The organism is Arthrobacter sp. QXT-31, assembly GCF_001969265.1.
Classification (GTDB): Bacteria; Actinomycetota; Actinomycetes; order Actinomycetales; family Micrococcaceae; genus Arthrobacter.
In genome coordinates this window covers 4917130-4941539 of sequence record NZ_CP019304.1, presented here as the reverse complement: position 1 = coordinate 4941539, position 24410 = coordinate 4917130, and the positions used below count along the sequence as shown (strand labels likewise).

The 24410-nt window shown below is 63.9% G+C and carries 20 protein-coding genes; 5 read left to right on the top strand and 15 right to left on the bottom strand.

The features are described 5' to 3' along the window. Positions 1 to 8 precede the first annotated feature (8 nt). Positions 9 to 1208 carry an FAD-dependent oxidoreductase gene (locus BWQ92_RS22550; protein WP_076803348.1) on the bottom strand — a complete coding sequence of 400 codons (1200 nt, stop codon included), beginning with the start codon at positions 1206 to 1208 and terminating at the stop codon, positions 9 to 11. Between the two features lie 129 nt (positions 1209 to 1337). Between BWQ92_RS22550 and BWQ92_RS22545 the strand changes: the two genes are divergently transcribed. The 4 genes from BWQ92_RS22545 (at position 1338) to BWQ92_RS22530 (ending at position 9785) form a co-directional block, all read left to right on the top strand. Beyond that, a complete protein-coding gene (locus tag BWQ92_RS22545) occupies positions 1338 to 2216 on the top strand; it encodes a LysR substrate-binding domain-containing protein (protein WP_076803347.1) in 879 nt (292 codons plus the stop codon). A gap of 807 nt (positions 2217 to 3023) precedes the next feature. Next, on the top strand, positions 3024 to 6197 hold the full coding sequence (locus BWQ92_RS22540) for an efflux RND transporter permease subunit (protein WP_335633081.1): 3174 nt from the start codon (positions 3024 to 3026) through the stop codon (positions 6195 to 6197). After that, positions 6194 to 6643, top strand: a complete 450-nt coding sequence (locus BWQ92_RS22535; RefSeq protein ID WP_076803345.1) for a hypothetical protein — start codon at positions 6194 to 6196, stop codon at positions 6641 to 6643. The genes BWQ92_RS22540 and BWQ92_RS22535 overlap by 4 nt, the downstream gene beginning before the upstream one ends. A 1-nt stretch (position 6644) precedes the next feature. Further along, complete coding sequence (locus BWQ92_RS22530) at positions 6645 to 9785, top strand: efflux RND transporter permease subunit (protein ID WP_076803344.1); 3141 nt, start codon at positions 6645 to 6647, stop codon at positions 9783 to 9785. 106 nt (positions 9786 to 9891) lie between these two features. Here BWQ92_RS22530 and BWQ92_RS22525 read toward each other — a convergent pair whose 3' ends face one another. The 6 genes from BWQ92_RS22525 to BWQ92_RS22495 all read right to left on the bottom strand — a co-directional run bounded on the left by BWQ92_RS22525 (position 9892) and on the right by BWQ92_RS22495 (position 16678). Beyond that, positions 9892 to 11601, bottom strand: a complete 1710-nt coding sequence (locus BWQ92_RS22525; RefSeq protein WP_076803343.1) for a SulP family inorganic anion transporter — start codon at positions 11599 to 11601, stop codon at positions 9892 to 9894. Positions 11602 to 11608: 7 nt separating this feature from the next. Further along, on the bottom strand, positions 11609 to 12454 hold the full coding sequence (locus tag BWQ92_RS22520; protein WP_076803342.1) for a hypothetical protein: 846 nt from the start codon (positions 12452 to 12454) through the stop codon (positions 11609 to 11611). A 173-nt stretch (positions 12455 to 12627) separates the two neighbouring features. Beyond that, positions 12628 to 13407 (bottom strand): 5'/3'-nucleotidase SurE, encoded by a 780-nt coding sequence (surE, locus tag BWQ92_RS22515; RefSeq protein WP_076803341.1) that lies wholly within the window; start codon positions 13405 to 13407, stop codon positions 12628 to 12630. Further along, positions 13404 to 14387: a PfkB family carbohydrate kinase gene (locus BWQ92_RS22510; RefSeq protein ID WP_076803340.1), complete on the bottom strand. Its 984-nt coding sequence runs from the start codon at positions 14385 to 14387 to the stop codon at positions 13404 to 13406. The genes surE and BWQ92_RS22510 overlap by 4 nt, the downstream gene beginning before the upstream one ends. 883 nt (positions 14388 to 15270) lie before the next feature. After that, on the bottom strand, positions 15271 to 15750 hold the full coding sequence (locus BWQ92_RS22500; protein WP_076803338.1) for a nucleoside deaminase: 480 nt from the start codon (positions 15748 to 15750) through the stop codon (positions 15271 to 15273). Positions 15751 to 15826: 76 nt separating this feature from the next. Next, positions 15827 to 16678: a hypothetical protein gene (locus BWQ92_RS22495; RefSeq protein ID WP_076803337.1), complete on the bottom strand. Its 852-nt coding sequence runs from the start codon at positions 16676 to 16678 to the stop codon at positions 15827 to 15829. 120 nt (positions 16679 to 16798) lie between these two features. Between BWQ92_RS22495 and BWQ92_RS22490 the strand changes: the two genes are divergently transcribed. Then, positions 16799 to 17161, top strand: coding sequence for a MazG-like family protein (locus BWQ92_RS22490; protein ID WP_076803336.1), 363 nt, complete (start codon positions 16799 to 16801; stop codon positions 17159 to 17161). 32 nt (positions 17162 to 17193) lie between these two features. Here BWQ92_RS22490 and BWQ92_RS22485 read toward each other — a convergent pair whose 3' ends face one another. The 8 genes from BWQ92_RS22485 to BWQ92_RS22450 all read right to left on the bottom strand — a co-directional run bounded on the left by BWQ92_RS22485 (position 17194) and on the right by BWQ92_RS22450 (position 24340). Further along, positions 17194 to 17946 (bottom strand): DUF429 domain-containing protein, encoded by a 753-nt coding sequence (locus BWQ92_RS22485; RefSeq protein ID WP_076803335.1) that lies wholly within the window; start codon positions 17944 to 17946, stop codon positions 17194 to 17196. 83 nt (positions 17947 to 18029) lie between these two features. After that, positions 18030 to 18305 carry a hypothetical protein gene (locus tag BWQ92_RS22480; RefSeq protein ID WP_076803334.1) on the bottom strand — a complete coding sequence of 92 codons (276 nt, stop codon included), beginning with the start codon at positions 18303 to 18305 and terminating at the stop codon, positions 18030 to 18032. A gap of 326 nt (positions 18306 to 18631) precedes the next feature. Beyond that, positions 18632 to 19591: a 2-hydroxyacid dehydrogenase gene (locus BWQ92_RS22475; protein ID WP_076803333.1), complete on the bottom strand. Its 960-nt coding sequence runs from the start codon at positions 19589 to 19591 to the stop codon at positions 18632 to 18634. Further along, positions 19588 to 20787, bottom strand: coding sequence for a pyridoxal phosphate-dependent aminotransferase (locus BWQ92_RS22470; RefSeq protein WP_076803332.1), 1200 nt, complete (start codon positions 20785 to 20787; stop codon positions 19588 to 19590). The genes BWQ92_RS22475 and BWQ92_RS22470 overlap by 4 nt, the downstream gene beginning before the upstream one ends. A gap of 185 nt (positions 20788 to 20972) precedes the next feature. Next, positions 20973 to 21941, bottom strand: coding sequence for an IS481 family transposase (locus tag BWQ92_RS22465; protein ID WP_076797945.1), 969 nt, complete (start codon positions 21939 to 21941; stop codon positions 20973 to 20975). Positions 21942 to 22051: 110 nt separating this feature from the next. Next, complete coding sequence (locus BWQ92_RS22460; protein WP_076803331.1) at positions 22052 to 22426, bottom strand: nucleotide pyrophosphohydrolase; 375 nt, start codon at positions 22424 to 22426, stop codon at positions 22052 to 22054. 121 nt (positions 22427 to 22547) lie between these two features. Continuing rightward, positions 22548 to 22988, bottom strand: a complete 441-nt coding sequence (locus BWQ92_RS22455) for a CBS domain-containing protein (RefSeq protein ID WP_076803330.1) — start codon at positions 22986 to 22988, stop codon at positions 22548 to 22550. Positions 22989 to 23098: 110 nt separating this feature from the next. Next, positions 23099 to 24340 carry an NAD(P)/FAD-dependent oxidoreductase gene (locus BWQ92_RS22450; protein ID WP_076803329.1) on the bottom strand — a complete coding sequence of 414 codons (1242 nt, stop codon included), beginning with the start codon at positions 24338 to 24340 and terminating at the stop codon, positions 23099 to 23101. Positions 24341 to 24410 lie beyond the last annotated feature (70 nt).

The window sequence follows — 24410 nt, the reverse complement described above, 5'->3', positions numbered from 1 at the left end:
CGTGGCGGTCAACACTGCCCGGGAAGTGGCTTCCGTGCCGGGGGTCGTGCGTGTGCCCCCACAGCCGCAGAACCTGCCTGGAAAGCGAGCCGGAACTGGTCCGGGACGGTTCCGGCGCCGGTTGCCAGGTCGGCGGCGAGCTGCCCGATCAGCGGTGCGAACTTGGCGCCGTGTCCCGAGCAGGGGGAGAGGATGGTGATGCCGTCCACGCTGTCGAGGATGAAGTCTTCGGTGGACGTGTTGGTGAAGAGGCAGGTCGTTTCCGCATAGGGTTCGGGCACCAGTCCCGGCAAGTACTGTTCCACGTACTCGATGACCCGACGGCGGTTGTCCGGGTTGATCTGTCCGTCCTGGTCCGCTGCTGAGGGCAGGATCTTTCCGCCGTTGTACTGGGCGATCTTTTGTCCCCGGAAGCCGGCGTCGCGGCCGCCGGGCAGGCCGTAGGCCTGCCAGCCTTCTCGCTTGTGGATGAACGTCGGCCAGGGTGAGGCGTCGTGGTCCGTGCCGTCCGCATAGGGGAAGTGGTAGGCCTGTTCCTGCCGGACCTCAAGCGGGGGCACCGAGGCCAGGAAAGATGAGGGCAGTGCCAGTGATCGCAGCAGCTGGGGAAGCCAGCCGCCGGCGGCAACGATAATGTTGGCCGCCTGCAGGGTGCGGCCGTCGGCGGAGGTCAGCAGGTAGCCGCCGTTGGAAGCGGTGATCGCGGTGACGGCCCAGTTGGGGTGAAGCGCTGCGCCGTGTGTTACAGCTTGGTCGACCATGGAGGCGACGGAATCGTGGGCGTCGATCACGCCGGCGTCCGGGTGCCACAGCACCTGGGTGTCGAAGGCGATCTGCGGCCAGCGGCGGCGGGCTTCCTCGGCGCTGAGGAGTTCGTGGTCAATGCCGCGGGCCTGCAGGACGGCGGCGAGGCGTTCGGGCTGGCGGATGGCACCGTAGTCCACGGCGCCGGCTGGGGTGATGAGCTGTTTGCCGCTCAGGCGGGCGAGTTCGTCCCACCCGGCTTTCGCCTCCTGGACGAGGCCGGTGTAGAACTCGTCAGGGTAGGCGTAGCGGAAGATCCGCGCGGAGCCGTGGGAGCTGCCCGCATCGTTGGCCGGGGTTGAGCGTTCGAGCAGGGCAACTGAGTGGCCGCGGGCGGCGAGATGCCAGGCGGTGGCAGCTCCGGACAGCCCGGCGCCGACGACGGCGTATTCGGTCGATTCCATGGATGGCTCCTAAGGCGGGGTGGTGGGGGCAGCATGTGCTGCTTTGCTGGATCCAGTTACTCATTCCCACTCGCCGCTCGTCCAATATTATTTGACTAGTAATTATTAGCGTCGATCGAAAGAATCGCGATGGAACTTCGACAGCTCAGATACTTCCTGGTCGTGGCGGACGAGCTGCACTTTGGCCGTGCCGCGGAACGCCTGCACATCACCCAGCCGCCGCTGACCGTTGCCGTGAAGCGGCTGGAGCACGAGCTGGGCGTCCCGCTGTTCGAGCGGACGACGCGCAGGGTGACGCTGACACCTGCCGGGAAGGCATTTCGGGAGAAGGTCGGGGCGGCCCTTGGCGAACTTGATGAGGCGGCCGGTGATGTGGCCGAGGTTGCCGCGGGCAAGAGCGGAAAGATCAGGGTGGGGTTCGTCAGTTCGGCCAGCTACACCACGGTGCCCGAAGCCATCCGGTCTTTCCGCGAACAGCGCCCAAGGGTGGACCTGGTGCTGGCTCCGCTCACCAGCGGTGAGCAGATCGAGCAACTGCTTGACGGTGAGCTCGATCTGGGCCTGGTGCGGGACCCCGGCGCGGTGCCCGGGCTCAGGCTCGAGCTGCTCAGCGCGGAGGACCTGGTGGTGGTGCTTCCCGAGTCGCATCCCCTGGCTGCCGTTGAGGAAGTTGAGCCCGAACTGCTCGAGGGCGAACCCATGATCCTGTTTCCATACCGCCTGATGCCGGGGTTCGTCTCACGCGTCCTTCAGCTGTTCGACCACTTGGCCACGCCGCCCGTCGTCGCCCAGCAGGCCATTCATCAGGAAACGGTGCTTGGACTCGTGGCAGCCGGGCTCGGGGTCTCAGTTCTGCCGCAATCGGTGGAGCGGTTTCACATGCCGGGAATCACCACCCGACCCTTTGTCGGCCGGCCGCAAACCGAACTCCACGTTGCCCGCGGCCCGGGCAGTTCTCCCGCCGTGGAGGATTTCATCTCATGTCTCAGAGGAGAGAATCCGGGATGACTCTTGTGTGATCGGACATCTGCACGTTCGTCTCGGTCACTGAACCAGGAGCAACTGATAGAAGCAGCTGCTGCCGATGGCTTGAAGGCGCTACACGGGATGATTGATCAATCACTCTTACGTGCTGTCGCCTGCATTAGGGGACGGCTCTCCAACAATCAGGTGTAGAAATCGTCCCAAGTGAGGCGTTTATCCTCGGATCTGATTCTGAAGAGAGTGCGCAAATTGCGGGAATCGGACCTTATTAAAGTATCCGCCATGCCGGGATGGTCCAGTTTTTTTGCTTTTGAGTTATCACGCTCATCTCGAAGCAGTTTACTGCGCCCCCTGGTTGTTACTCAGGCATTTTACTATTTGATTCTTTTGCTCCCAAGGAGGGCCCGTGAAAAAGCGCTGAACACCATGCGCTATTGCGTTCACATCGCGTATCTCCCTGCGCGCCGATACCCGGACGTTCACAGCTTCGATAAAAGCCTTCGGAAGCTTGATCATGATGTAACGATAAATCAATGCCCGTTGCCAAAAGTTCGGGTTTGACCAGTTCGTTATTCCTTGATGCAGCCGATTCTCTGTGCCAGAATGAGCATGGTTTCGCTTGTCCCAAACACGGCGGTCTTCGTGGAATTGAGGCTATTCGTCTGGCCGCGACCGATCCATCACCGGCACAGCCAGTACGCCCCCGGAAGCCGGGGGCGGCAGGGTTGTAGGGAGGCAGCTCGGCACTCACCGGCAGCAACGCCGCTGCTGGTGAACCTTGAATAGGCGCATCAGAAATCGGTACCGGCAATGTAGCCTCTACCGATATCGATGGGGGCTGAGGATATGACCGGTTGGCTTGTCCGCTGGAGTCTTAAGTTTCGTTTGATCGTTTTGGCCGTTGCGGCCGGCATTCTGGGGTTCGGGCTAACCAGCCTGCCCTCCATGCCAATGGATAATCTTCCTGAATTTTCTCCACCACATGTGGAAATCCAAACCGAGGCGTTGGGCCTGTCTGCCGTTGAAGTCGAGCAGCTCATCACCTCTCCTATGGAGGCAGACCTGCTGAACGGGGTGGCCTGGCTTGATGAAATCCGTTCTGTCTCCGTTCCTGGCCTGTCATCCATTGAGATGGTTTTTGAGCCTGGAACGGACGTTTTGCGTGCACGGCAACTGGTGGCCGAGCGCCTGACGCAGGCATTCGCCCTCCCGCAGGTCTCGTCACCTCCGGTGCTCATGCAGCCGCTCTCCTCGACAAGCCGGGTCATGATGGTCGAAATGACCTCCGAGGAGGTTTCGCCAATTGACATGTCGGTGCTTGCCCGCTGGGACATCAAGCCCGCACTGATGGGCGTTCCCGGGGTAGCCAACGTCGCGATCTTCGGCCAGCGCGAACAGCAGCTGCAGGTCCAGGTCGACCCGGCAAAGCTCCGGGCGCAGGACGTCACACTGAACCAGGTGGTGGAGACGGCCGGCAACGCTGTCTGGGTGTCACCGCTGAGCTTCCTTGAGGCGTCCACCCCGGGTACCGGTGGGTTCCTGGAGTCAGCGAACCAGCGGATCGGCATCCAACACGTTCTCCCCATCCGTACTCCGGAGGATCTTGGCAAGGTCAGCATTGAGGGGAGCACGAACAAGTCCCTGACGTTGTCCGATGTCACGACCTTGGTGGAGGACCACCAACCGCTGATCGGTGATGCGGTGACCGGAAAGCATCCCGGCCTGCTTCTGGTGATTGAGAAGTTCCCCGACGCCAACGTCGCTGCGGTAACAGCAGGCGTTGAAGAAATTCTGGATGGCCTGCGTCCGGGCTTGTTTGGGATCACGCTCGACTCGACTGTCTTCCGTCCGGCGTCGTTCCTCGAGACTGCCGCGAAGGGTCTTGGTATGGCGTTGCTCGTGAGCCTGCTGGTCGTGACGGCGGCTGTCGGGTTGGCCTTCCGGTCCTGGCGGTATGCACTGCTGGCACTTGTCGCCCTTTCCGTGGCCGCAATGGGTGCTGCCCTGGTCCTGCAGTTTCAGGGAGCGGTGCTTAATACGATGGCATTCGCCGGGCTCACGTTGGCGCTCATCGTTGTGGTCGGCGACATCATCCTGGACCTGCACAGCTTCCGGAAGGACGCCGCGAATGAAGGGCTGTCCCGGGAGGCTCTGCTTGCCCACGGCCTGCAGCGTTCGCGTGTTCCCGTCCTGTTCGCAGGCCTCGTGGCGCTCCTTGCGCTTGCTCCTGCGCTGTTTGTGCCGGGTGTGGACGGGGCATTCCTGAAGCCGCTGGTGCTGAGCTATCTGCTGGCCACCGCGGTGGCGATGCTGGTGGCCCTGACCGTGACGCCGGCTTTGGGAAGCCTGCTGCTGCGCGGCCGGCAGCGGCCGCAGACGAAGCCGTCCTTCTTCCACAAGCTGGGAGAGCGCTACCGCAGGTCAACCTCATCCTTCACCAAGGGCGCCGCCGTTCTGGTCGCATCCGTCGCAGCTGCGCTGGCGATAGTGGCCGTGGCTCTGGTGCCGGGGCTGACGAGGGAACTGCCGATCGTGAGCGCCGTTCCTGACCGCACCCTCCTCGTTGAGTTGGAGTCGTCCGGCGGAACAGGCTCGGACGTCATGAATCGGCTCATGACCAAAGCGGGGGAAGAGCTGACACAAGTTGAAGGTGTAGCACGCGTCGGCGGCCACGTAGGGCGGGCCATTACCTCCGACCTGTCCTCCGATGTGAACTCCGGGGAACTCTGGATCACGATGGAAGACAGCGCCAGTATTGCGGCGGTCCGGGCCGAGGCCCAGTCGATCGTGCAGGGTTACCCGGGAGTGACAGCCAAGGTCACTACCTATCCTGAACAGCAGGTCGCTGCGGCCAGCGCCATCGATGACCAACAGTTCAGGGTGCGCGTGTACGGCATCGAACTGCCGATCCTGCAGGAGAAGGCCAACGAGATCCGTGACATCCTGTCGCGCACGGCTGGCGTAGTTAACCCAGCGGTGGAGGCCACGCCTTCCCAGCCGGTTGCCGAAATTGAAGTGGACCTCGCTAAGGCACAGCAGGAAGGTGTCAAACCTGGTGACGTGCGGCGTGCCGCTGCCACTGTCCTTCAGGGCATCGAAGTCGGATACCTGTTCGAGCAGCAGAAAGTGTTCCAGGTCGTCGTCAAGGGCACGCCCGAGACGCGTCACAGCATGACAAATGTCCAGAACCTGCTGATTGACAAGCCCGGAGGCGGACAGATCCGGCTCAGCGACGTTGCGGATGTCAGGTTGAGCCCAAACCAGACGGTGATCACCCACGACGACACCTCCAGGAGGATCGACGTTGTCGCTGACATCGAAGGCCGGAGCCTCGGTGACGTGACCGCAGACATACAAAAAGCGATCCAGAGCATGCAGTTCCCGGTTGAGTATCACGCCGAGATCCCGAAGAAGTTCGGCGAGCAACAGGCGGCCGGGGACCTGATGATCTGGCTGGCGGCTGCAGCGGCGGCGGGCATCCTGGTGCTGCTGCTGACTGTCCTCGGCAGCTGGCGGCTTGCCGCGCTGGTATTTGTCCTGTTGCCTGTGGCGTTGCTGGGCGGTGTTATTGCAGCCTGGCTGAGCGGCGGCTTCGGTTCCCTGTATGTGCTTGTAGCACTGGCAGCGGTGCTCGCCGTCGCAGTCCGTGACGCAGTCATGCTGATGGGTACCTATCAGTCCCTGCAGGCCCAGGATCCGACGGCGGCCCCGGGGGAGCTGATGAAGGGGGCGGTATCGGAGCGGCTGCGGCCGACAGTGCTGACCGCCATCATCACCGCCCTGGCGCTGGTGCCGCTGGTGCTGCTGGGTGGGCCCGTCGCGACGGCCATGCTGCTGCCGTTGGCGCTCATCCTATGGGGCGGCCTGGTTACGTCCGCCCTGCTGACCCTATTTATCCTGCCGATCCTCTTCCTGCGTTTTGGTCCCGCTGCCAACACGGACTGGGGGAGCTCATTGGTGATCAACAACGGACCGGTTCTGGCAGAGAGGTCGGAATTGTCATGAAAAACAATCGAGGGTTTGGGGGCTGGCGTTCTGTTCTCGTGCTGGCCTGCGCAGTGTCAATGGGGCTCGGTGGCTGTGCGGCCGTGAAATCTGCGTCTGCGCCTGTCGGCGATGCTCCGGCCAGCATCGAGAAGGCGGGGTCCGATTTGAACAGGATCACGCTGACAGACAAAGCCGTGGAAAGGTTGGCGCTTACCACCGAGAAAGTGGCCAATGGCAAAGGCGGTCTGGAAATTCCATACGCCTCTTTGGTTTACGACGGTGCCGGCAAGACCTGGGTCTACACCGCTCCGGAGCCACGGACCTTTATCCGGGCCGCGGTGACGGTGGACAAGATCACCGGCGATAAGGTGCAGCTCAGCTCCGGCCCGAAAGCCGGAACCGAGGTAGTCACCGTGGGTGCTGCGGAACTCTTTGGCACGGAATTCGGCACGAAGGGTCACTGACATGCGCCGAATTGTCGGATTCAGCCTGAAATTCCGCGCTTTGGTGGTGGCCCTTGCGGTGGCAATGATGGCGTTCGGCGGCGTCCAGCTCAGCACAGCCTCAGTAGACGTCTTTCCCGAGTTCGCACCGCCGAAGGTAGAGATCCAGACCATCGCCATTGGCCTCACCGCAGCCGAGGTGGAGCAGTTGGTAAGCGTTCCGCTTGAAGACGCCCTCAACGGCGTCGAGGGGCTGGCCGAGATCCGCTCCAAATCGGTGGAGCAGTTGTCCTCGATCGTGCTGATTTTCGCCCCGGGGGCAGACCTGCTCAAGGCCCGCCAGCTGGTCTCGGAGCGCATCGCCAACGTCACTCCGTCACTGCCCACCTGGGCGTCACCGCCAATGATGCTGCAGCCGCTGTCCTCCACCAGCCGGGTTATGAAAATTGGCCTGACATCGGAAGAACGTTCGCTCATCGAAATGTCGATGATCTCCTACTGGAAGATACGGCAGCACCTGCTGCGGGTTCCCGGTGTGGCCAACATCGCCATTTGGGGTGAGCGCCTGCAGATGCTTCAGGTGCAGGCAGTGCCGGAGAAGCTGAAGGCCCAGAACGTCAGCCTGAACCAGGTCATGGATGTCACCGCCAACGCTCTGGACGCGGGCCTGCTGCAGTACACTCCCGGCGCCGTTATTGGCACCGGCGGCCACATTGAGACGCCTAACCAGCGTCTGAGCATCCAGCATGTGCTGCCAATCGCCACTCCGAAGGATCTTGCGGAAGTGGTCATCGAGGAACGGAACGGGAAGCCGCTCCGGCTGGGCGATGTTGCGAATGTGGTCGAAGACCATCAGCCGCTCATTGGTGACGCTGTGATCAATCAGGGCCCTGGGCTGATGCTCATTGTGGAGAAACTTCCGTGGGGCAACACCCTTGAAGTCACCAAGGGCGTGGAGGCAGCGCTGGAGCAGATGAAGCCGGGACTCAGCGGCATCACCATTGATACGGAGATTTTCCGGCCGGCGACCTTTATTGAGGAGTCCCTCGATAACCTCAGCCGGGCGCTGCTACTTGGCTGCATCCTGGTGGTGCTGGTGCTGGGCGCGTTCCTCTTCCAGTGGCGTACGGCGCTGATCAGCCTCATTGCCATCCCGCTCTCGCTGGTGACGGCGGCGTCCGTCCTGTATCTGACCGGCACGGCGGTGAACACTATGGTCCTGGCCGGGCTGGTTATTGCCGTCGGGGTGGTGGTGGATGATGCGATTATCGATATTGAAAACATCATCCGAAGACTCCGGCAGCACCGGGCGGAGGGCGGTACCCGTTCTACCGCCTCGGTGGTGCTGGAGGCCTCCCTGGAGGTCCGCGGCCCGATCGTCTACGCCACGTTGATTATCATCACCGCGGCCGTGCCGATCTTCTTCCTGCAGGGGCTGACGGGTGCTTTCTTCAGACCGCTGGCCATCTCCTACACCCTCGCGGTGCTGGCATCGATGGTCGTGGCCCTGACAGTGACCCCGGCCCTGGCGCTGATTTTCATGCGCAAGGTTCCCCTCAAGGAACAGGAGCCGCCACTGGTACGGGTGCTCAAGCGCGGCTACCACAAGGTCCTGAGCAAGATCATCCGTCGTCCTGCGGCAGGGTACGCGACCTTCGGGGCCATGGCAGCCATCGGTGCCATCACGGCACCGCTGCTGGGGCAGTCGCTGTTGCCGGACTTTAAGGAACGCGATTTCCTGATGCACTGGCTGACCCAGCCGGGAACCTCGGTGCAGGAGGAATACCGAATCAGCCAGAGAGCCTGCACGGAGCTTATGACCATTCCCGGGGTCCGGAACTGCGGTGCCCACATCGGGCAGGCATTCAACGCCGACGAAGTGGTGGGTGTGTATTTCGGTGAGAACTGGATCAGCATCGACCCGGCCGTGGACTATGACAAGACACTGGCCAAAGTCCATGAAGTGGTCGAGGGCTATCCCGGCATCGTCCGCGACGTCCAGACGTACCTGAAGGAAAGAATCCGCGAGGTTCTGACCGGCGCCAGCAACGCCGTCGTCGTCCGGCTGTACGGAGATGATCTGGCGCTCCTGCGCTCAAAGGCCGCCGAAATCCAGGCTATCTTTGACGGGACCGAGGGGGCCATCGACGTCCACACGGAGCTGCAAAAGGACATCCCGCAGCTCAACATCGAGGTCGATCTGGAAAAGGCCCAACAATACGGGCTCAAGCCGGGCGATGTGCGGCGGGCCGCGGCGTGGCTGGTGGCCGGTGAGGAAGCCGGAGACGTCTACCGGGGCGGCAAGGCCTACGATGTCCAGGTCTGGAGCCCGGTAGGAATCCGGTCCGACGTGACCAGCATCAGGAACCTGCCCATTGATACGCCCAGCGGCGAGAAAATCCCGCTGTCCGCCGTCGCAAGCGTCGAGGTGAAACCCACGCCGAACGTCATTGAACGTGACGCACACTCGCGGCGGATCGACATCGAGGCCAACGTGACAGAAGGATCCCTGGCGACAGTGGTCGCAGCCATGGAGGAAGGCCTGAAGAATGTGGAGATGCCGGCGGGGTTCCGCACCGAGATTCTGGGTGAATTCAAGGAACGCCAAGAGGCAACCAGCACGCTGCTGACCCTGTCGGTAGTGGCGCTAGCGGTGATTTACCTGCTCCTGCAGGTGGCCTTCGCGAGCTGGCGCCTGGCCACGCTGGTCATCCTCACCCTGCCAATCGCCCTCGTCGGCGGCGTGTTTGCCGCCTGGCTCGGAGGCGGTGTGCTGTCATTGGGCTCGATCGTTGGCTTCCTGACAGTCATGGGCATCGCAGCAAGGAACGGCATTCTGCTCATCAACCACTGCCAGCACCTGGAGAAATATGAGGGCATGAAGTTCGGCCCCGAACTGGTGCTGCGAGGGGCTGGCGAGCGGCTTTCACCGATCCTGATGACCACCCTCGCCACCGGGCTTGCCCTGGTTCCGCTCGTGGTCCTGGGCGAAATCCCCGGCCACGAGATCGAGCATCCCATGGCGACCGTCATTCTCGGCGGGCTGGTGACATCCACGCTGCTCAACCTCTTCGTGGTGCCATCCCTCTACCTGAGGTTTGCCAAGTCGCGCAGGCAGCGGGATGAGGCGCCGCCCCGGGAACCGGAGCTCGCGAACGCCTGAGTGAACTAACTCCATACAGAGCTGGACCCTCCGCCGCCCACTTCCTGTTCCGGGAACGTGGGCGGCGGTGTGTTCCCGGGACTGCAGCAGGGGGAAACGGTGGGACTTACCGTTGCCCCTGCTGCTCTTCGCCGTGCTCACCCTGGAAGGCCCTAACGGCGGCGCTCACCGTGGGGTAGAAATGGTCCGGAGAAAAGCGGGCGCCCATGCCGTACCGGAGCAGCCGGTCTTTGACCGGCCCCTTGAGTTCGGCAAACACCAGGTCCACGCCATGCCGGTCGAGCCACTCATCCAACTGCACCAACTCGTCCAGCGCGGTCGTGTCGATTCCCGTCACGGGTTCTGCCGCAAGCACCACGCGTTTGGTGCCGTCCGCGGCCTGGTCAAGTTCGTCGCGCACAAAGGACCCAAGCAAGGCTCCGTTACCGAAGAACAGCGGTGCGTCGAAGCGCAGGATTAGCAGGCCGGGGATCCGTTCACCCTCCGGATGGCGGCTCACATCGTGGTACCCCGGTATACCCGGCACATCCACCAGTTCGGCACGGTACGGGTCCCAGGCCCGCCGCAGGAAGTCCAGGATGGCCAGGCCAATGGCGACGGCGATGCCGGGAAGGACCCCCAGTACGGTGACTCCCAGGAACGCTGCGAGCATCACCAGCGATTCGCTGCGGCTCATGCCGATGAGCCGCAGCACGCCGGCCGGATCGGCGATTACTGCAGCCGCGGCGATGACAATGGCTGCAAGGGTTGTGGCCGGGAGGAACTCCGTGACGCCGGGCGCAAGGAGCATGAAACCGAGCACCAGCAGTGCGCCTACTCCTCCCGTGAGCTGGGTTCTCGCACCGGACTGTACTGCCACGGGGGTCCGGGACGTGCTGGCCGAGACGGGGAAGCCACCCAGCAGCCCGGTCGCGGCGTTAGCCGCACCGAGGGCTGCCATTTCATGGTTTCCGGAAACCCTGCCGTCCTCGGCCGCCGCCAGGGACTGCGACAGGGTTCCAGTGTCAACGAACACGATGAGGGCAATCGCGGCGGCGGCAGGCAGCAGTGCCACAACGTCCGCCCAGCCGATCCCAGCCAGGGCCGGTGCGGGGAGCCCCTGCGGCAGGGCGCCTGTGACCTTCAATCGCTCGTGGAGCCCCAGCAGGGCCACAGCGATGCAGGCCACCACGACCGCGACCAGCACGCCGGGAACCTTCCATTTCAGCCAGCGGGGAACCAGGATGAGCACCAGCGACAGCAGGCCGAGCAGCAGGGCCGTCATGTTGGTCTCGCCGGCAAGCACCTTTGGTGCGGCGGCAAAGAGTTTTTCCCAGGGCGTGCCGTCCTCCACGGAGATTCCCAACAGGGTGGGAATCTGGGACACGGCCACCAGCAGCGCAATGCCGTTGAGATATCCGAGCCTGATGGGCTTCGACAACAGCCCGGTGACGATGCCCAGACGCAGCACTGCCCCAAGGAGCAGAATGCCGCCAATCAGTATGGCCAGCAGCCCTGCCAGGGCTACGGATTTTCGGTCGTCATCCGCGGCCAGGGGAACCAGGGCCGCCACGATCATGGGTGCGAGAGCGGAGTCCGGCCCCAGCACCAGCACACGCGACGGCCCGACTGCTGCATAGACAAGCAGGGGCACCACCGTTGCATAGAGTCCCGTGACCGGCGGGAGGCCGGCGGCCTGGGCATATGCCATCCCCGCGGGAACAAGGATCGCGAACAGCGCAACGCCTGCCACCAAGTCGTGGCGCAGCCACTCGGTCCTGTAGCCGCGCAGGGCCGGCGGGACCCACCAGGCGGGAGCCATACCGGAGCGGCGCATAGTCAGATCATGGCCGATTCTCCCACTTCACGCCATGGGCCTCCGCGGCAGAACGAGGTGCGTCATCGGCGCATTGGGCAGGACCGCTTTCCCCTCTGGTCGGCTCTGCCTGGAGGAGGCTGACCGCGACCTTCCCCGCAACGAGTGTGCCCAGCAGCGCGGCGGTGTTCAGGTCCAGGCTGCCCGTGCCATTGAAGATGAGGTTGTCGCCGCCGATCACCAGCAGCGAGCCGTTCCGGGCGACGTCCAGCCAGGTTGCATCCTCCGGATCGGCCAGGTCGAGCTGTTCGCGGTACATTGTTGCCTCGCCAGCATGAAGAGTCAGCAGTCCCTCGGCGGTCACCACGCCGTTGAAATCGTCAGCGGTCTGGCCGGAGTCGCGCAGTATTTCGCCGACGTCCGCGCTCATGGCCAACTGAAAGCCCTGGGAAAGGAGGGCAGTAACCAGTGCGGAGGTCAGCTCCCCGCCGGGTTCCCGGAAGGAAAGCATGGGCAGGTAAGTGAAGACAAGACCGGCTGTGGTGGTGCGGACCGCCCGGTCCTCGAGGACGAGCCGGGCCGCGCGGGGCGTGAATTCCACAGGTGCGGTGTGTCCAGGAGTGAAGGTCAGGGAGGGCTCCCGGCAGGCGCGGTGGCAGATCTCAGCGTCGAAGGCGAAATATTCAATGCCGTCCTCATCTGTGGCCCCGGTAACGTCGACCGCCAAGGACAGTGGGACCTGTGCTGAAACGGGCTTTCGGCAGGAGGCGCATGCCGTGGCGGCCGCCGCTGCGGCGGACACGTAGGCCGTGGTGTCCGGCCCCTTGTAGGCCGCCAGTCCCGGGTCCCATTCAACATTGCTGGTCGTCGGCATGCACTCAACCTATTAGTAAGCAAACTGATAATCAATGAAGTCCGGAGCCGAATTGAGTTGACTTTGCGGGTGCTTCCTGTTGGTACGGCCGCCGTGGGGAGCGGCGCGGCAGGAAAGCGGACGACGGCGGGAGGTCCCGCCGTCGTCCGCTTCCGTTTGGTAAACCTTCCGCCCTAAGCCCCGGAAACGACGCGCGGCAGACCGTCCAGGGACGGCAGCGCCGTTCCGGTGACCGGCTGCAGGGCGGTCACCGTGGCGTATCCTGCCGCCAATAGGGCGGCGTCGCTGTCAGGGTCAGGCTTCTCGGCCGTATCGGCGATGGCCAGCCGCACGTGCTGCTGCCCCCGTTCCGCCAGGGTGGTCTGCACGATGCCGAACCGTGTCAGCGTGGCCGTCCGGTACTCGGGCAGTCCGGCGCTGTTCGGGACATTCAGGTTCAGCACGCATCCCGGCTCCTGTTCCATCAGGAACGGCAGTAGCCCGGTGGCCAGCTGCGCGGCGGTGTCCCAATGGATCGTGTCCGGCTTGAGGCCGGTGTCCAGGGAGACCGCCATACCGCGGCCGTCGTTGACGCCGGCTGTCAGCGCCGCGCCGACCGTGCCGGAGTGCAGGATTGCCCGGCCCACGTTCGCCCCGCGGTTCACGCCGGACAGGACCAGGTCCGGCGGGGTGCCGAAGGCGCCGTGGGTGGCGATCATCGTGATGAACGCCGGTGCGCCGTGGACGGCGAAGGCCTTCACCCCGTCCAGTTCCTCCAGCTCGCGCTCTTCCACCGAAATCCTGCCGTCCTCTTCCACCGCGGTGATCGACGAGCTGCTGCCGCTGGCTTCCGAGGCCGGGGCCGCCACCACAACATCCAGTCCCGCCCTGACGGCGGCGGCGGCCAAGGCGTGCAGGCCTGGGGAGGCGATGCCGTCGTCGTTGGTAATGAGGACGCGAATACGTTGGTTCATGGTGTCCTGACCTTCCGTGCCAGCTCGTCCGGGCTCACCTGCTGCGCCGGTTCCGCTGAACTGGTGTCCAGTGGAACAATCTTGACCAGCTTGGCCACTTCGTGGATGACCGCGGACTCACCCGAGCCCAGCCCGTGGCGCGTCACGTTGTGGGCCCCGGCTGCCGTGCCCAGGACAACGGCGTCGTGAAGGGTGCCGCCATCGGCCAGAACTGCAGCCACCCCGGCGGTGAGGGAGTCACCTGCTCCGCTGGTTTCCACCGTTTCGAACTGGGGGACGTGGATTTCGCTGATTTCCCCGTCGCTCAGGAAGAGGGATGATTCGTGCGCCCGGGTGATGATGACGGCGTCCGCACCCTCCTTGTTGAGGGTATGCATGGCCTCAACAAGGAGGCCCGTTTCCGACGCTTCGGCGCGGCCGCTGTCCACGACTTCAGAGTCGGACATCTTGACCAGCGACGGTTTGCCCTCCAGGACGCCGTTCAGCCGCTCGCCGGCCAGATCCACGACAACAGTGCATCCGGCGGTGCGCAGGTCGGCGGTCAGCCTCCGGTACATGTCCGGCGGCACTGAATCCTCCCGGCCGGTGCCGCTGAGGATCACCGTCCCCGCTTTCATTCCGGCCTGCAGCGTCAGCCCGTACAGTTCGTCCAGTTCATGGCGTGTGAGCCGGTGGCCGGGCGACTCCGCCACCACGTCGCGTTCACCGCCGCGGCGGTCGTGCAGGTAGGCGCCGCTGCTGCCTTCGCCGGACACCGGCAACAGCTTTACGCCTTCGTCATCGATCAGGTGCTGCAGGACGCTTCCGGTTTCGCCGGAAAAGACCGCGCACATCGTCACTTCGGCTCCGAGCACCTTCAGCATGCGGGCCTGCCAAACGCCCTGGCCCCCGGCGTGGAGGTGGATGTCTGCGGTGCCTGCAACGTCCTCAACGGTGACGGTCAGGACGGGTGACGGGGCAAAAATCACTACGGAACCCATGCTTCCCCCGCCCTCTTCGGCTTTACAACTGGAATCGTGGCCATGGTTACCTCTTCCCACCGGAATCCTCCGGTCGTCGTTTCGGACAGGTCACCCCAACATACTAAGCACACTTAGCATGCGCCGCGTTGACGGAAAGGGTGGAGTGCCCGACGGCGGCGCGCTGCGGGCGGCGCAGACCCTAAAGCTGCGCGATAACGGTGGTAGCACGGAAGCGCTGAGCCTGGGCATGGCCCGAATATGGAGCGTACGAATCACATTCAGGAGCGGCCGCCAAAGGCCAGCCCCATATCGTGCCACCCTGCGGGTGCGCCTTTGCCGTACAACCGCCGGCACTCTTTTGCCGGACGTCTACAGGAGATCCGATGTTCAAGTCCACAACCTCAGCCAAAAGGGCCGCCGTGCTCGCTGCTGCCGCGCTTGCTATGGCGGCAGTTCCTGTCACCCTGGCCGGTCCTGCCCAAGCCGCCGTCCCGTCGATTTTTGCCTGCAGCGTCACGCCGTTGAAACCCACCTTCGCCGGCTTCAGCTCGAGTGGCCAGAAGCTTACGGATTACCCCGTGAGGGTCTATTGCACGAAGGCTCGGTCCCTGACAGTCCAGCACAGGATCTGGGAGGTGGACGTACCCGGACCTAATCAGCTCATCCGGGATTCCTATAAAAGTTTCTTCTTAGGCGCAGGCCAAGCCGTGACCCTTCACAATGTCCGCCCTCCCATTAACACAGAATCGGGCTCTGAAGAGGTCTTTCACCAGGCCCGCCACCTGGAAGGTCCCTCATCGATACTTCCGCTTTGGAGCGGCTGGAAATCCACGTCAATCTTCATAATGCCTTGAGGGCCCGGCTCTGAAGCCGCAAGGCGGAGCCCACGCATAACCTGGTCCTAGTCGGCGATGTCCTCCGCCCACAAGTCCGGGTTGTTGTCCTGGAAGGTGCGCATCATGTCCACGCACCGCTGGTCATCCAAGACCACCACCTCAACGCCGCGTGATCGCAGAAGTTCGAACTCGCCGTCGAACGTGCGTGCTTCACCGACCACCACGCGGGGAATCTTGAACTGGATGATGGTTCCGGTGCACATGGCACACGGGGCGAGGGTGGTGTAGAGCGTGGTGTCCCGGTAGGTCTTTTGCCGGCCGGCCGCGCGAAGTGCGGACATTTCCCCGTGCGCAATGGGGTCGCCGTTTTGAACTCGTTCGTTGTGTCCGCTCGCCATGACCTCGCCGCCACGGGCTAGAGCGGCTCCGATAGGGATACCGCCTTCGTTGAAGCTCTTCTGGGCGGCTTTGAAGGCGGCTTCGAAAGCGAGGTCATGCGCTGCATGTAGCGCCGGATTGGCGGTGGACTGCGGTTCGTAGGTCATGCGGTATTCTCGCACGCCACAGACCTCGGGGACGTGCGTTTCCATGCTGTGCCCGGCGATTAGCACAAAGGTCCGGTCAGGCCTTGCCGCGCGGCAGTACCAGCATGTAGCCGGCCGGCATATTGCTGCTCCAACGCCGCGGCTCACGTACGACGAGCTGCGTGGCCAACTGCTCGGGGGTGAGCAGGGCGTTGGGCGCGGGCGACGGTCCCCAGCGCTGATCGCCGTAGGGATAGAGCGGATCCTGCACGCGGATGCCGGTGACCGAGAACTTCGGGAACTTGGCGGGATCGCCGAGCGACTGGAAGCCGCTCATCACCCACACGTGGCGGCCACGCCACATGACTAGCCCCACCGGCCGGCCGGTGTCGGCGATGGCACGCGCAGCAGTCCGCAGCGCTTCCTCATAGTCGGCGATGCTGACCACGGTATACGGCCCCATTCCGACCTCGTTCAGCACCTTCGCCCATCCCAGGGGGTTGGCACCGTTGAACGAGTTGAACGACCGTGCCCGTGCCATCTCCCACAGCTCGCCCTGCTGAACACGATCGGCCCACTTCCCGGTCCCCGTATCGTCGATGAGGTTGTGCATGATTTGGATGCTCGCCGCCACGCACCACTCAAACGTGTACTGCGGAACGAAGTCCCCCTCCTGGTACAGGTTCAGGGCGAACGCCTTGGGCGCCGGGGCCGGCTTTGGCGCCGGGGCCGGCTTTGACGCCGGGGGCGGCGTGGCAACCGATGTCGGAGTGGGGGAGGCTGTCCGGTGCGGAGCGGGGACATTGTCGCGTGCAGCTGCCGGGGCGGAGGAGCTCTGGGCCGGTCGATCGGTGGCGACCTCATCCAGTCTCGTGGCGGGTACGCAACCCGAGAGGAGGGTCGCCAGGCTGACGAACCAGGCCAGAAGACGGAGCTGGACACCCATCATGACCGGTCCAGTTTATCGTGATGTGCTGGGAATGCGTCGAGCAGGGGAGTGCCCGCACGAGCTTCTTCTACAGGGCGGTATTGTGTCGCTGACGACAGTGGAAGAGAAGAGTGTGACCGTATGAAAGAACGCCAGGAAACAGGGACAGCAGGGCTCGACAACTTCTCCCAGGGAGTGGCTGCCTTAAGCTCATGGATCGATCAGGGAAACGTTGGCAGGCATCCCGAAGCCGCGACCTGGGCGCGGCTTTCGAAAATCACGGAAGAGGCGGGCGAAGTTGTCGCTGCCTATATCGGCGCGACGGGGCAGAACCCTCGAAAAGGCGTCACGCATACGGCCAGCGATGTTGAGGAGGAGCTGCTGGATGTTGCGCTCACGGCGCTGGCGGCCCTCGAACATCTTCGTGGTCACGACGCACGCTCCGGAGCGATGCTGGCTGACAAGCTCTCCAGGACCCTGGAACGGGCAGGTCTCCGTTCATGACGGACTGCTGGATGTCTCGGGCCGGCTGGTCCCTATGTGTTCAGCCCGGTGAGTGATCCTGTTGGCAGGTGGATCCAGCCCTCCTCACGGGCTGCAAGATCCTGATCGGGGCCAGGAAGCAGGGTTGCCCGACGGGCCGCAGCGCGGGCTGTCAGGGATGCGATGACCGAGTCGAGCAGATCATCCGAGGCGGTCAGTTGGTCGCGGTAGGCCTCAAAGTCCAGCCAGGGCGCGGCGGCGGCGAGCTGGCCAAGAATGCCTGCCCGGACTACGGATTCCGGCGTACCGCGCCCCTTGTACCTCCGGGCAGAAATACCCCAAATCCGGAGCGACGCTGCGGGGTAGACCTCGACAAGACGCCCCGTCCCGTCCCGGCGTTGAACGCCCCAGACGCGAGCGATCTTGGCCTGAATGACTGCGCAGCGCATGGCCGGATGCGCCAGCCGGTCGGCCGAGACGCTCAGCGGGATCATGCCCGTTTGCTGCGTGACAAACCGGTCGGTGGCCCGGTAGGCAAGCTCCCGGCGTCCGGCCAACCCGTCATGACGAAGCACCGCATCCGGATCCTCCCGGAAATGACCCAGCAGGAATGAAAGGAAGGGCCGGGGCCAGCCAAGAGGGCAGTCGATCCCGGTAACGTCTGATGCTCCGAAAAGCTCGACGACGGGTTCGTCACCTACGCCGAGCACCAAGTGGACAAGCCGGGCCTGCCCGTCACGCCATTCAATGACGGCAGCAGCAGTTCTCTTTGGATCAGCAGCCAGGTCAATGCCCAGGGTCTTCACGCTGCTACTCTAACCACGCCTGAAAAAGGACGGGGCCTGGGTGCGGCCCAGTCATAGGCGGCGACGACCCGGCTGCGGTTAGGTCAGAATGCTGCTATGAGGGCTTCAAAGCGGGCAGCAACGAGCTCTTCGCTGTTGCGCGGCGTGAAGAGCGCGGGTTCGCTGCTCTCTTTCGCCTCGGCGTCGGTCATCCGCTTCCCGTCCGGCGTCTCGTACGGTTCCTTATCTAGGTACACCAGACGGTGCAGGCCGGTCATGTTGAACTCTTCAATGCAGGAAGAGCAGATGGGCAAGTCCCGGATGTGGGCGTGGTTAGGATTCGTCCAGCAGACGTCGCAGTAGAGTGTTTCTTTAAGCATTTCGGTTCCTAACTGACGATTGATGACCGGATCTCACGTTCACCACACTGGTCAAGGGAAGCGCCTGGACATCCGGGCGCCGCGACGGAATCCGTACTGAACTGCAGGTTGTGACCTCAGGTACCGGGTGACAGGTGCGCCGCGGCCGTTCAGTATGGCCATCGCTGGGTTGAACTCCTCTCTTCAATTTTGCCAGCCGTCCATGCTAAAGACGGCATGGGGGACCTGTGAGATTCGCCATGAGGCGGTCACCCCGGGAACGAGTATGAGCCCCGTCCTTTGGGGGACGGGGCTCATACTCGTTTATGCGTTGGCGGTGCCGCTGACTAACTGATTGGTGTGGGCGGCTGCTCGCCACGGAGCACGGCGAGTGTGTTGTCGGCGGCGAGCACAGCCATAGCCGTGCGCGTCTCGACGGTGGCCGAGCCGAGGTGCGGCACCAATGTCACGTTCTCCAGGTCCAGCAGGTCAGGGTGGACCTGCGGTTCCTTTTCGAAGACGTCGAGCCCGGCACCGGCAATAACGCCGTCGCGCAGCGCGGCAGCGAGTGCCGCTTCGTCGACGATCGGTCCGCGTGCGGTGTTGACGAGGTAGGTCGAGCTCTTCATCGCAGCGAGCTGCTCCGCGCCGATCAGGTGGTGCGTGTTCGGGCCGTAGGGGCAGTGCAGCGAAACGACGTCGGAGACAGTCAGCAGCTCGTCAAGGTCGACCCGGCGGGCACCCAGTTCCGCGGCGATCGCGGGGTCGATCTCGCTGCGGGACTGGTAGACAATCTCCATGCCGAAGGCCTTGGCGCGGCGTGCCGTGGCCTGGCCGATGCCGCCCATGCCGACGACGCCGAGAGTCTTGCCCTGCAGGCTGGAGCCGAGCAGGAAGAACATGCCCCACTTCCAGGGCTGGCCGGCGCGGATGAGCCGTTCGCCCTCACCCAGCCGGCGGGTTGCCATGAGGATGAGCCCGAACGCGATGTCGGCGGTGGCCTCGGTGAGCACGCCGGGGGTGTTGGTGGCGACGACGCCACGGGAGGTGCATGCCGGCACGTCGATGTTGTCGTAGCCGACGGCGACGTTGGAGACAACCTTGAGCTGGGGGCCCGCGGCGTCCAGCAGGTCGCCGTCGACGCGCTCGGTGAGCAGGCTCACGATGGCGTCGGCGCCGGCGACGCGGCGCAGGAGCTCCTCGCGGCTGATGGACTCCGGGCCGGCCCAGGCATCGACCTCGTGCTCAGCGCGGATCTTTTCGAGGGCGGCGTCAGGAATCCGTCCTGTGACGACTACGCGGCTCATGCGGTCTCGATCCATTCGCGCAGGCGTCCCAGACCCTCGCGGATATCTGCCGCTTCGATGCCCGAGTAGGCGAGCCGGATGTACTGCCGGTCCTCGCCGGGCAGGCGACGTCCGAAGTGCTCGCGGGTGCAGAAGGAGACTCCGGTCTTGTACAGGGCATCGCTGGCGAAGTCGCCCACTGCCGTGTAGCCCAGGCGCTCCATGACCTCGGTGACGTCCGGGAACAGGTAGAACGTGGACTGCGGCACGGCGACGTGCATGCCGGGGATGGAGTTCACGAGCTCGCACGCGGTATCGCGGCGCGTCTGGAGGATGTCGAGCATCTGCTGCACGGAATCCTGGGGGCCGCGGAGTGCTTCGATGCCGGCCCACTGCACGTAGTGCGTGGTGCAGGACTCGTCGTTGGTGTTGAGCGTGCTGAGCACCTGGGCGATCTCGCGCGGGGCGACGGCGCAGCCGAGGCGTGAGCCGGTCATGGCGAACTTCTTGCTGAAGGTGTAGAGGATCACGGTGCGCTCGGCCATGCCGGGAATCGAGGTGATCGAGCTCGAGACTCCCTCATAGCGGGTTTCGAAGTAGGCCTCGTCGGAGAGGACCCAGAGGTCGTGTTCGATGGCGAGCTGCGCAATGGCCTCGCGCTCGGCCGCCGTTGACTCCGCCGAAATGGGGTTCTGCAGGTCGTTGTAGATGATGGCGACCGTGTTCGGGGTGATCGAGGCGCGGATCTGCTCCAGGTCGATCGCGAAGCCCGTGCTGGTGGGCACGTAGCGGTACGGTACGGCCGTGCCGCCGAGGTACTCGATCTGCGATTCATAGATCGGGAAGCCGGGGTTGGGGTAGAGCACTTCCTGGCCGGGGTTCATGACCGCCTGCAGGAACTTCGTGATGACGGGCTTGCCGCCGGTCATGACCACCACATTCTCGGGGGAGAATTCGATACCGCGTCGCGAGCCGATGTCGTCAGCCAGGGCTTCACGCAGCTGCGGGATGCCGGGGCCGGGGCAGTAGCCCGTGTAGCCATCTGCGATCGCCCGGTTCATCGCTTCCACGATGTTCGGCGCGGTGGGGATGTTGATGTCGCCCAGGTGGAAGGGGTACACCAGGTTCCCCTTCGCCTTCCAGGCCGCGGCGGCTTGCGCGACGCTGAAGGCGGTTTCGGTGCCTAGGCGTTCGAGCCGGTGCGCGAGTTGCTGCATGCTGTTCCACTCCTCATCGAGTTGACGATTGATCCTCCGAGAACTTCAGATCCCATGTGGAACTAATATATATCAGAGGACGAAACTAATATATCAGACACGCCCTGTTTTGGGGCGGAAAATTTTTGCCGGACCTGCCGGCACCTGCCGGGACGAACTATTTACCACCGCGGGTGCAGGCGAGCCTAGCTGTATTGACCTGAGAGGTTGGTGACGCGGCTGACCGGTGTCTGACCTTTGAGGGCGGTGTGGGCTCGGTGGTGATTGTAGGCATGGAGCCAGTCGGGGAAAGCGGCGACACGCTCGGCCTCTGAGCGGTACGGGCGGATGTAGGCCCATTCCTCGAGCATGGTCCGGTTGAAGCGTTCGACCTTGCCGTTGGTTTGTGGCCGGTAGGGGCGGGTGCGTTTGTGCTTGATGTCCGGGCCCAGGGCTTCAGCGAAAGCGCGGGACCGGTAGCAGTTCCCGTTATCGGTCAGGACGCGCTGGACGGTGATTCCGTGGGCGTTGAACCAGGCATTGGCCCGGGACCAGAAGGCTGCTGCTGTTTCCTTTTTCTCGTCGGTGAGGATCTCGCTGTAGGCAAGACGTGAGTGGTCATCGACGGCGTTGTGGAGGTAGTGATAGCCGGGCCGGCGGTTGGCCGTGGTGCCGGTCTTGTTCTTCCACCCGGCGGTCCTGCCCAGGACCCGGTGTCCGCCGCCATTGGGGATACGGCCGAGCTTTTTGATGTCGACGTGGACCAGGTCCCCGGGCTTGTCGTGTTCGTAGCGGCGGATCACCCTGCCGGTGCCGCGATCGAGCCAGGCCAGTTTCGCGAGCCGGTAGCGGGACAGCACACGATGGACGGTGGAGGGGTGGATGCCCAGCAGATAACCGATCCTGGCAGGGCCCCACCGGCGGTTCACACGGAGGGCGATGATCCGCCGCTCGGTACGCGTGGCAGTCCGCCGAGGCGAAGAGTGCGGGCGGCTGGAGCGGTCCTCCATTGCTTCCGGTCCATGCTCGCGGTAGCGCTCAGCCCAGCGCGCAGCGGTCGGGACCGAGACCTGGAACCGTTCCGCGGCCCGGCGCAGACTCCAACATTGGTCAACGACACACTGCGCGAGCTGCAGCCGGCCACGGGGCGTCAGAAGAGCGTTAGGGTGGGACATGAAGACCTCCGTGCGTGGAATTGGACTCTAGACAAGCCCCACTCCACCCGGAGGTCTTCTTCATGTCACCGAACCACGCCGAGCGTCACTAACGTCCGTGGTCAATACACCTAGCTGTCCGCTGGCCGCATGGCAGCCAGCGCCGTATACTTCAGCGCATTGCCGCGGGCGAGTTCGACGGGGTACTTCTGCGCGTTGATACCGATTTTGGCCCGGAGGGATGATTCGAGGTCGATGTCCAGGACGTCGGCGAGCCGCAGGAGGTAACCAAAGACATCGGCCATCTCATGTTCCACGGCGGTCCTGTTGGCCGGGTCCTCGAACCATTCACTGACCTGCTCGTCCCGTAGCCACTGGAAGAGCGCCAGCAGCTCGCCGGCCTCGCCGCTCAGGGCCATGGCCAGGTTCTTGGGCGTGTGGAACTGTTCCCAATCGCGGTCCTGGGCAAAGTGGCGCAACTGGGCGGTCAAAGACTCGATACTCATGGAGCCAGCCTAGGCGAATCTCCTCAGCGGGGCAGGTGCCGGGACCAGGTCCAAAGCCTGCAGAAAAATTAGCGCCACGGAGAGTATCTCCGCGGCGCTGTTTGCCAAGGAATTGCCTGACTTAGGAACTGCTCGTCTGCATTCGGCTGCGTTCCGAAATGTGCTCCACCAGTTCGCCCACGCGCTGCTCTGTGTAGTTGCGCGCGATGTCACCCTGGCTGATGATGCCTACCAATTTGTGGTCAGCAATGACGGGGAGCCTACGGACCTGGTACTTCTCCATCATTTCGATGGCGGCGTCAACGTTGGCATCGGCTTCAATCCAGTGGGGCCTGCCCATGGCGAGGTCACGGGCCAGCATCTCACGTGGATCGCGGCCAGTGGCCACACACTTCAGCGTGATGTCACGGTCAGTGATCATGCCCTTCAACTTGCCGTCGTCACCACAGATCGGCAACGATCCGCAGTCCAGATCCAGCATCATCCGTGCAGCATCTACGAGAGACTGGTTCTCCTTAATACACTGCGCATCCGTAGTCATGAATTCACGTACAGCACTCATTGGTCCTCCTTCATCGATTGAGGTATCGACGCAGGGTCACCGGGCACATGCGCCGATGCTGTCAGCCTACGCCGGGGCCAGCGCTGATGTCGACGGCGGTTTTGAACCTTCTAATCCGGCCGGCCGACGACGACGTGGGACGGGCTGTGCGTAACGTAGCCGGTAACCCAGGAGGAGAGCGCGCGGATTTTCTGCTGGGTGCCGGGGAGCAAGGCGAGGTGGACACCGAGCCATGAGAGGAACGCCAGCGGCCCTTGCAGTTGGATCCGCTTGCGGCCCAGTTCGGCGACGGCGGCCCCGCGGCCGACCATGGCCATGTAGCCTTTGTCCCAGTAGGCGAAGGGCTGCCGTGTGCCGCCGGTCAGGTCGGCGTGAATGTTGCGGGCGGCCCATTTGCCGGACTGCTCGGCAACCGAGCCGAGCTGGGGGAGTTTGGCGCCGCTGGCATCGGTGATGTTGGCTGCGTCACCGAGCACGTAGACGCCTTCGGCGCCGGGCGCGGTCAGGTCCGGCAGCACGTCGATGCGTCCGCCCTTCCCCTGCGGCAGTCCCGATTCGGCGACAACTTTCCCGGCCTTCAGGCCGCCGGCCCACACCACGATCTGCGCGGGAATGACCGTCCCGTCCGCCAGTGTCACGCCGTCGTCGCGGACCTCGGTAACACCCTGGCCCATGTGCAGCTGGACCCCGAGCTTCACCAGCCGGTCGCGCGTGTACTCCTGTGATTTCTCAGAGAACGCCATCAGCACGTTCGGCACCATATCCACGAGGTGGACTCGGCACCGGGCCGCAAGGTCCGGCGAAAAGTACTTCGGCACGAGGTACTTGATGTTCTCGGCGAGTGCGCCCGCGGTCTCAACGCCAGTCGGGCCACCGCCGACAACCACCACGTCGGCATTGCCTGAATGTGCGCGGTCTGTCTCATCCAGCACAGCAGTGAGGGCAGCGCTCAGCCGCGTGGCGTCGGCCACGGAATACAGCGGGTAGGCATGTTCTTCGGCGCCCGGAGTGTTGAAGAAGTTCGGCACCGCGCCTGCGGCAATGACGAGGATCTGCGCCTGGTAGCGGGTCCCGTCGACCGTGGTGACAGTGCGGGTGGCGGAATCGATCGCCGTCACTTCTGCCGTGAGCACACGGACGCCTTTCGAGCCGCGGAAAACCGAGCGCAAGGGCCGGGCCACGGCTGACACCCCGATCTGCGACGCCGCCACCTGGTAGAGGAGGGGCTGGAACTGGTGATAGTTGTTAGCGTCGATGAGGAGTACACGGATGCCCTTGCGGCCCAGGTGCTCGGCCGCGGTCATGCCGGCAAACCCTCCGCCGACCACGATGACCTGATATGTATCGTCCATTCGTGCAACATACCCTGCCTGGCACCGGTGCAACAGGGCACGGATGTCTTCAGTGCTCGGGTCTTGCCAC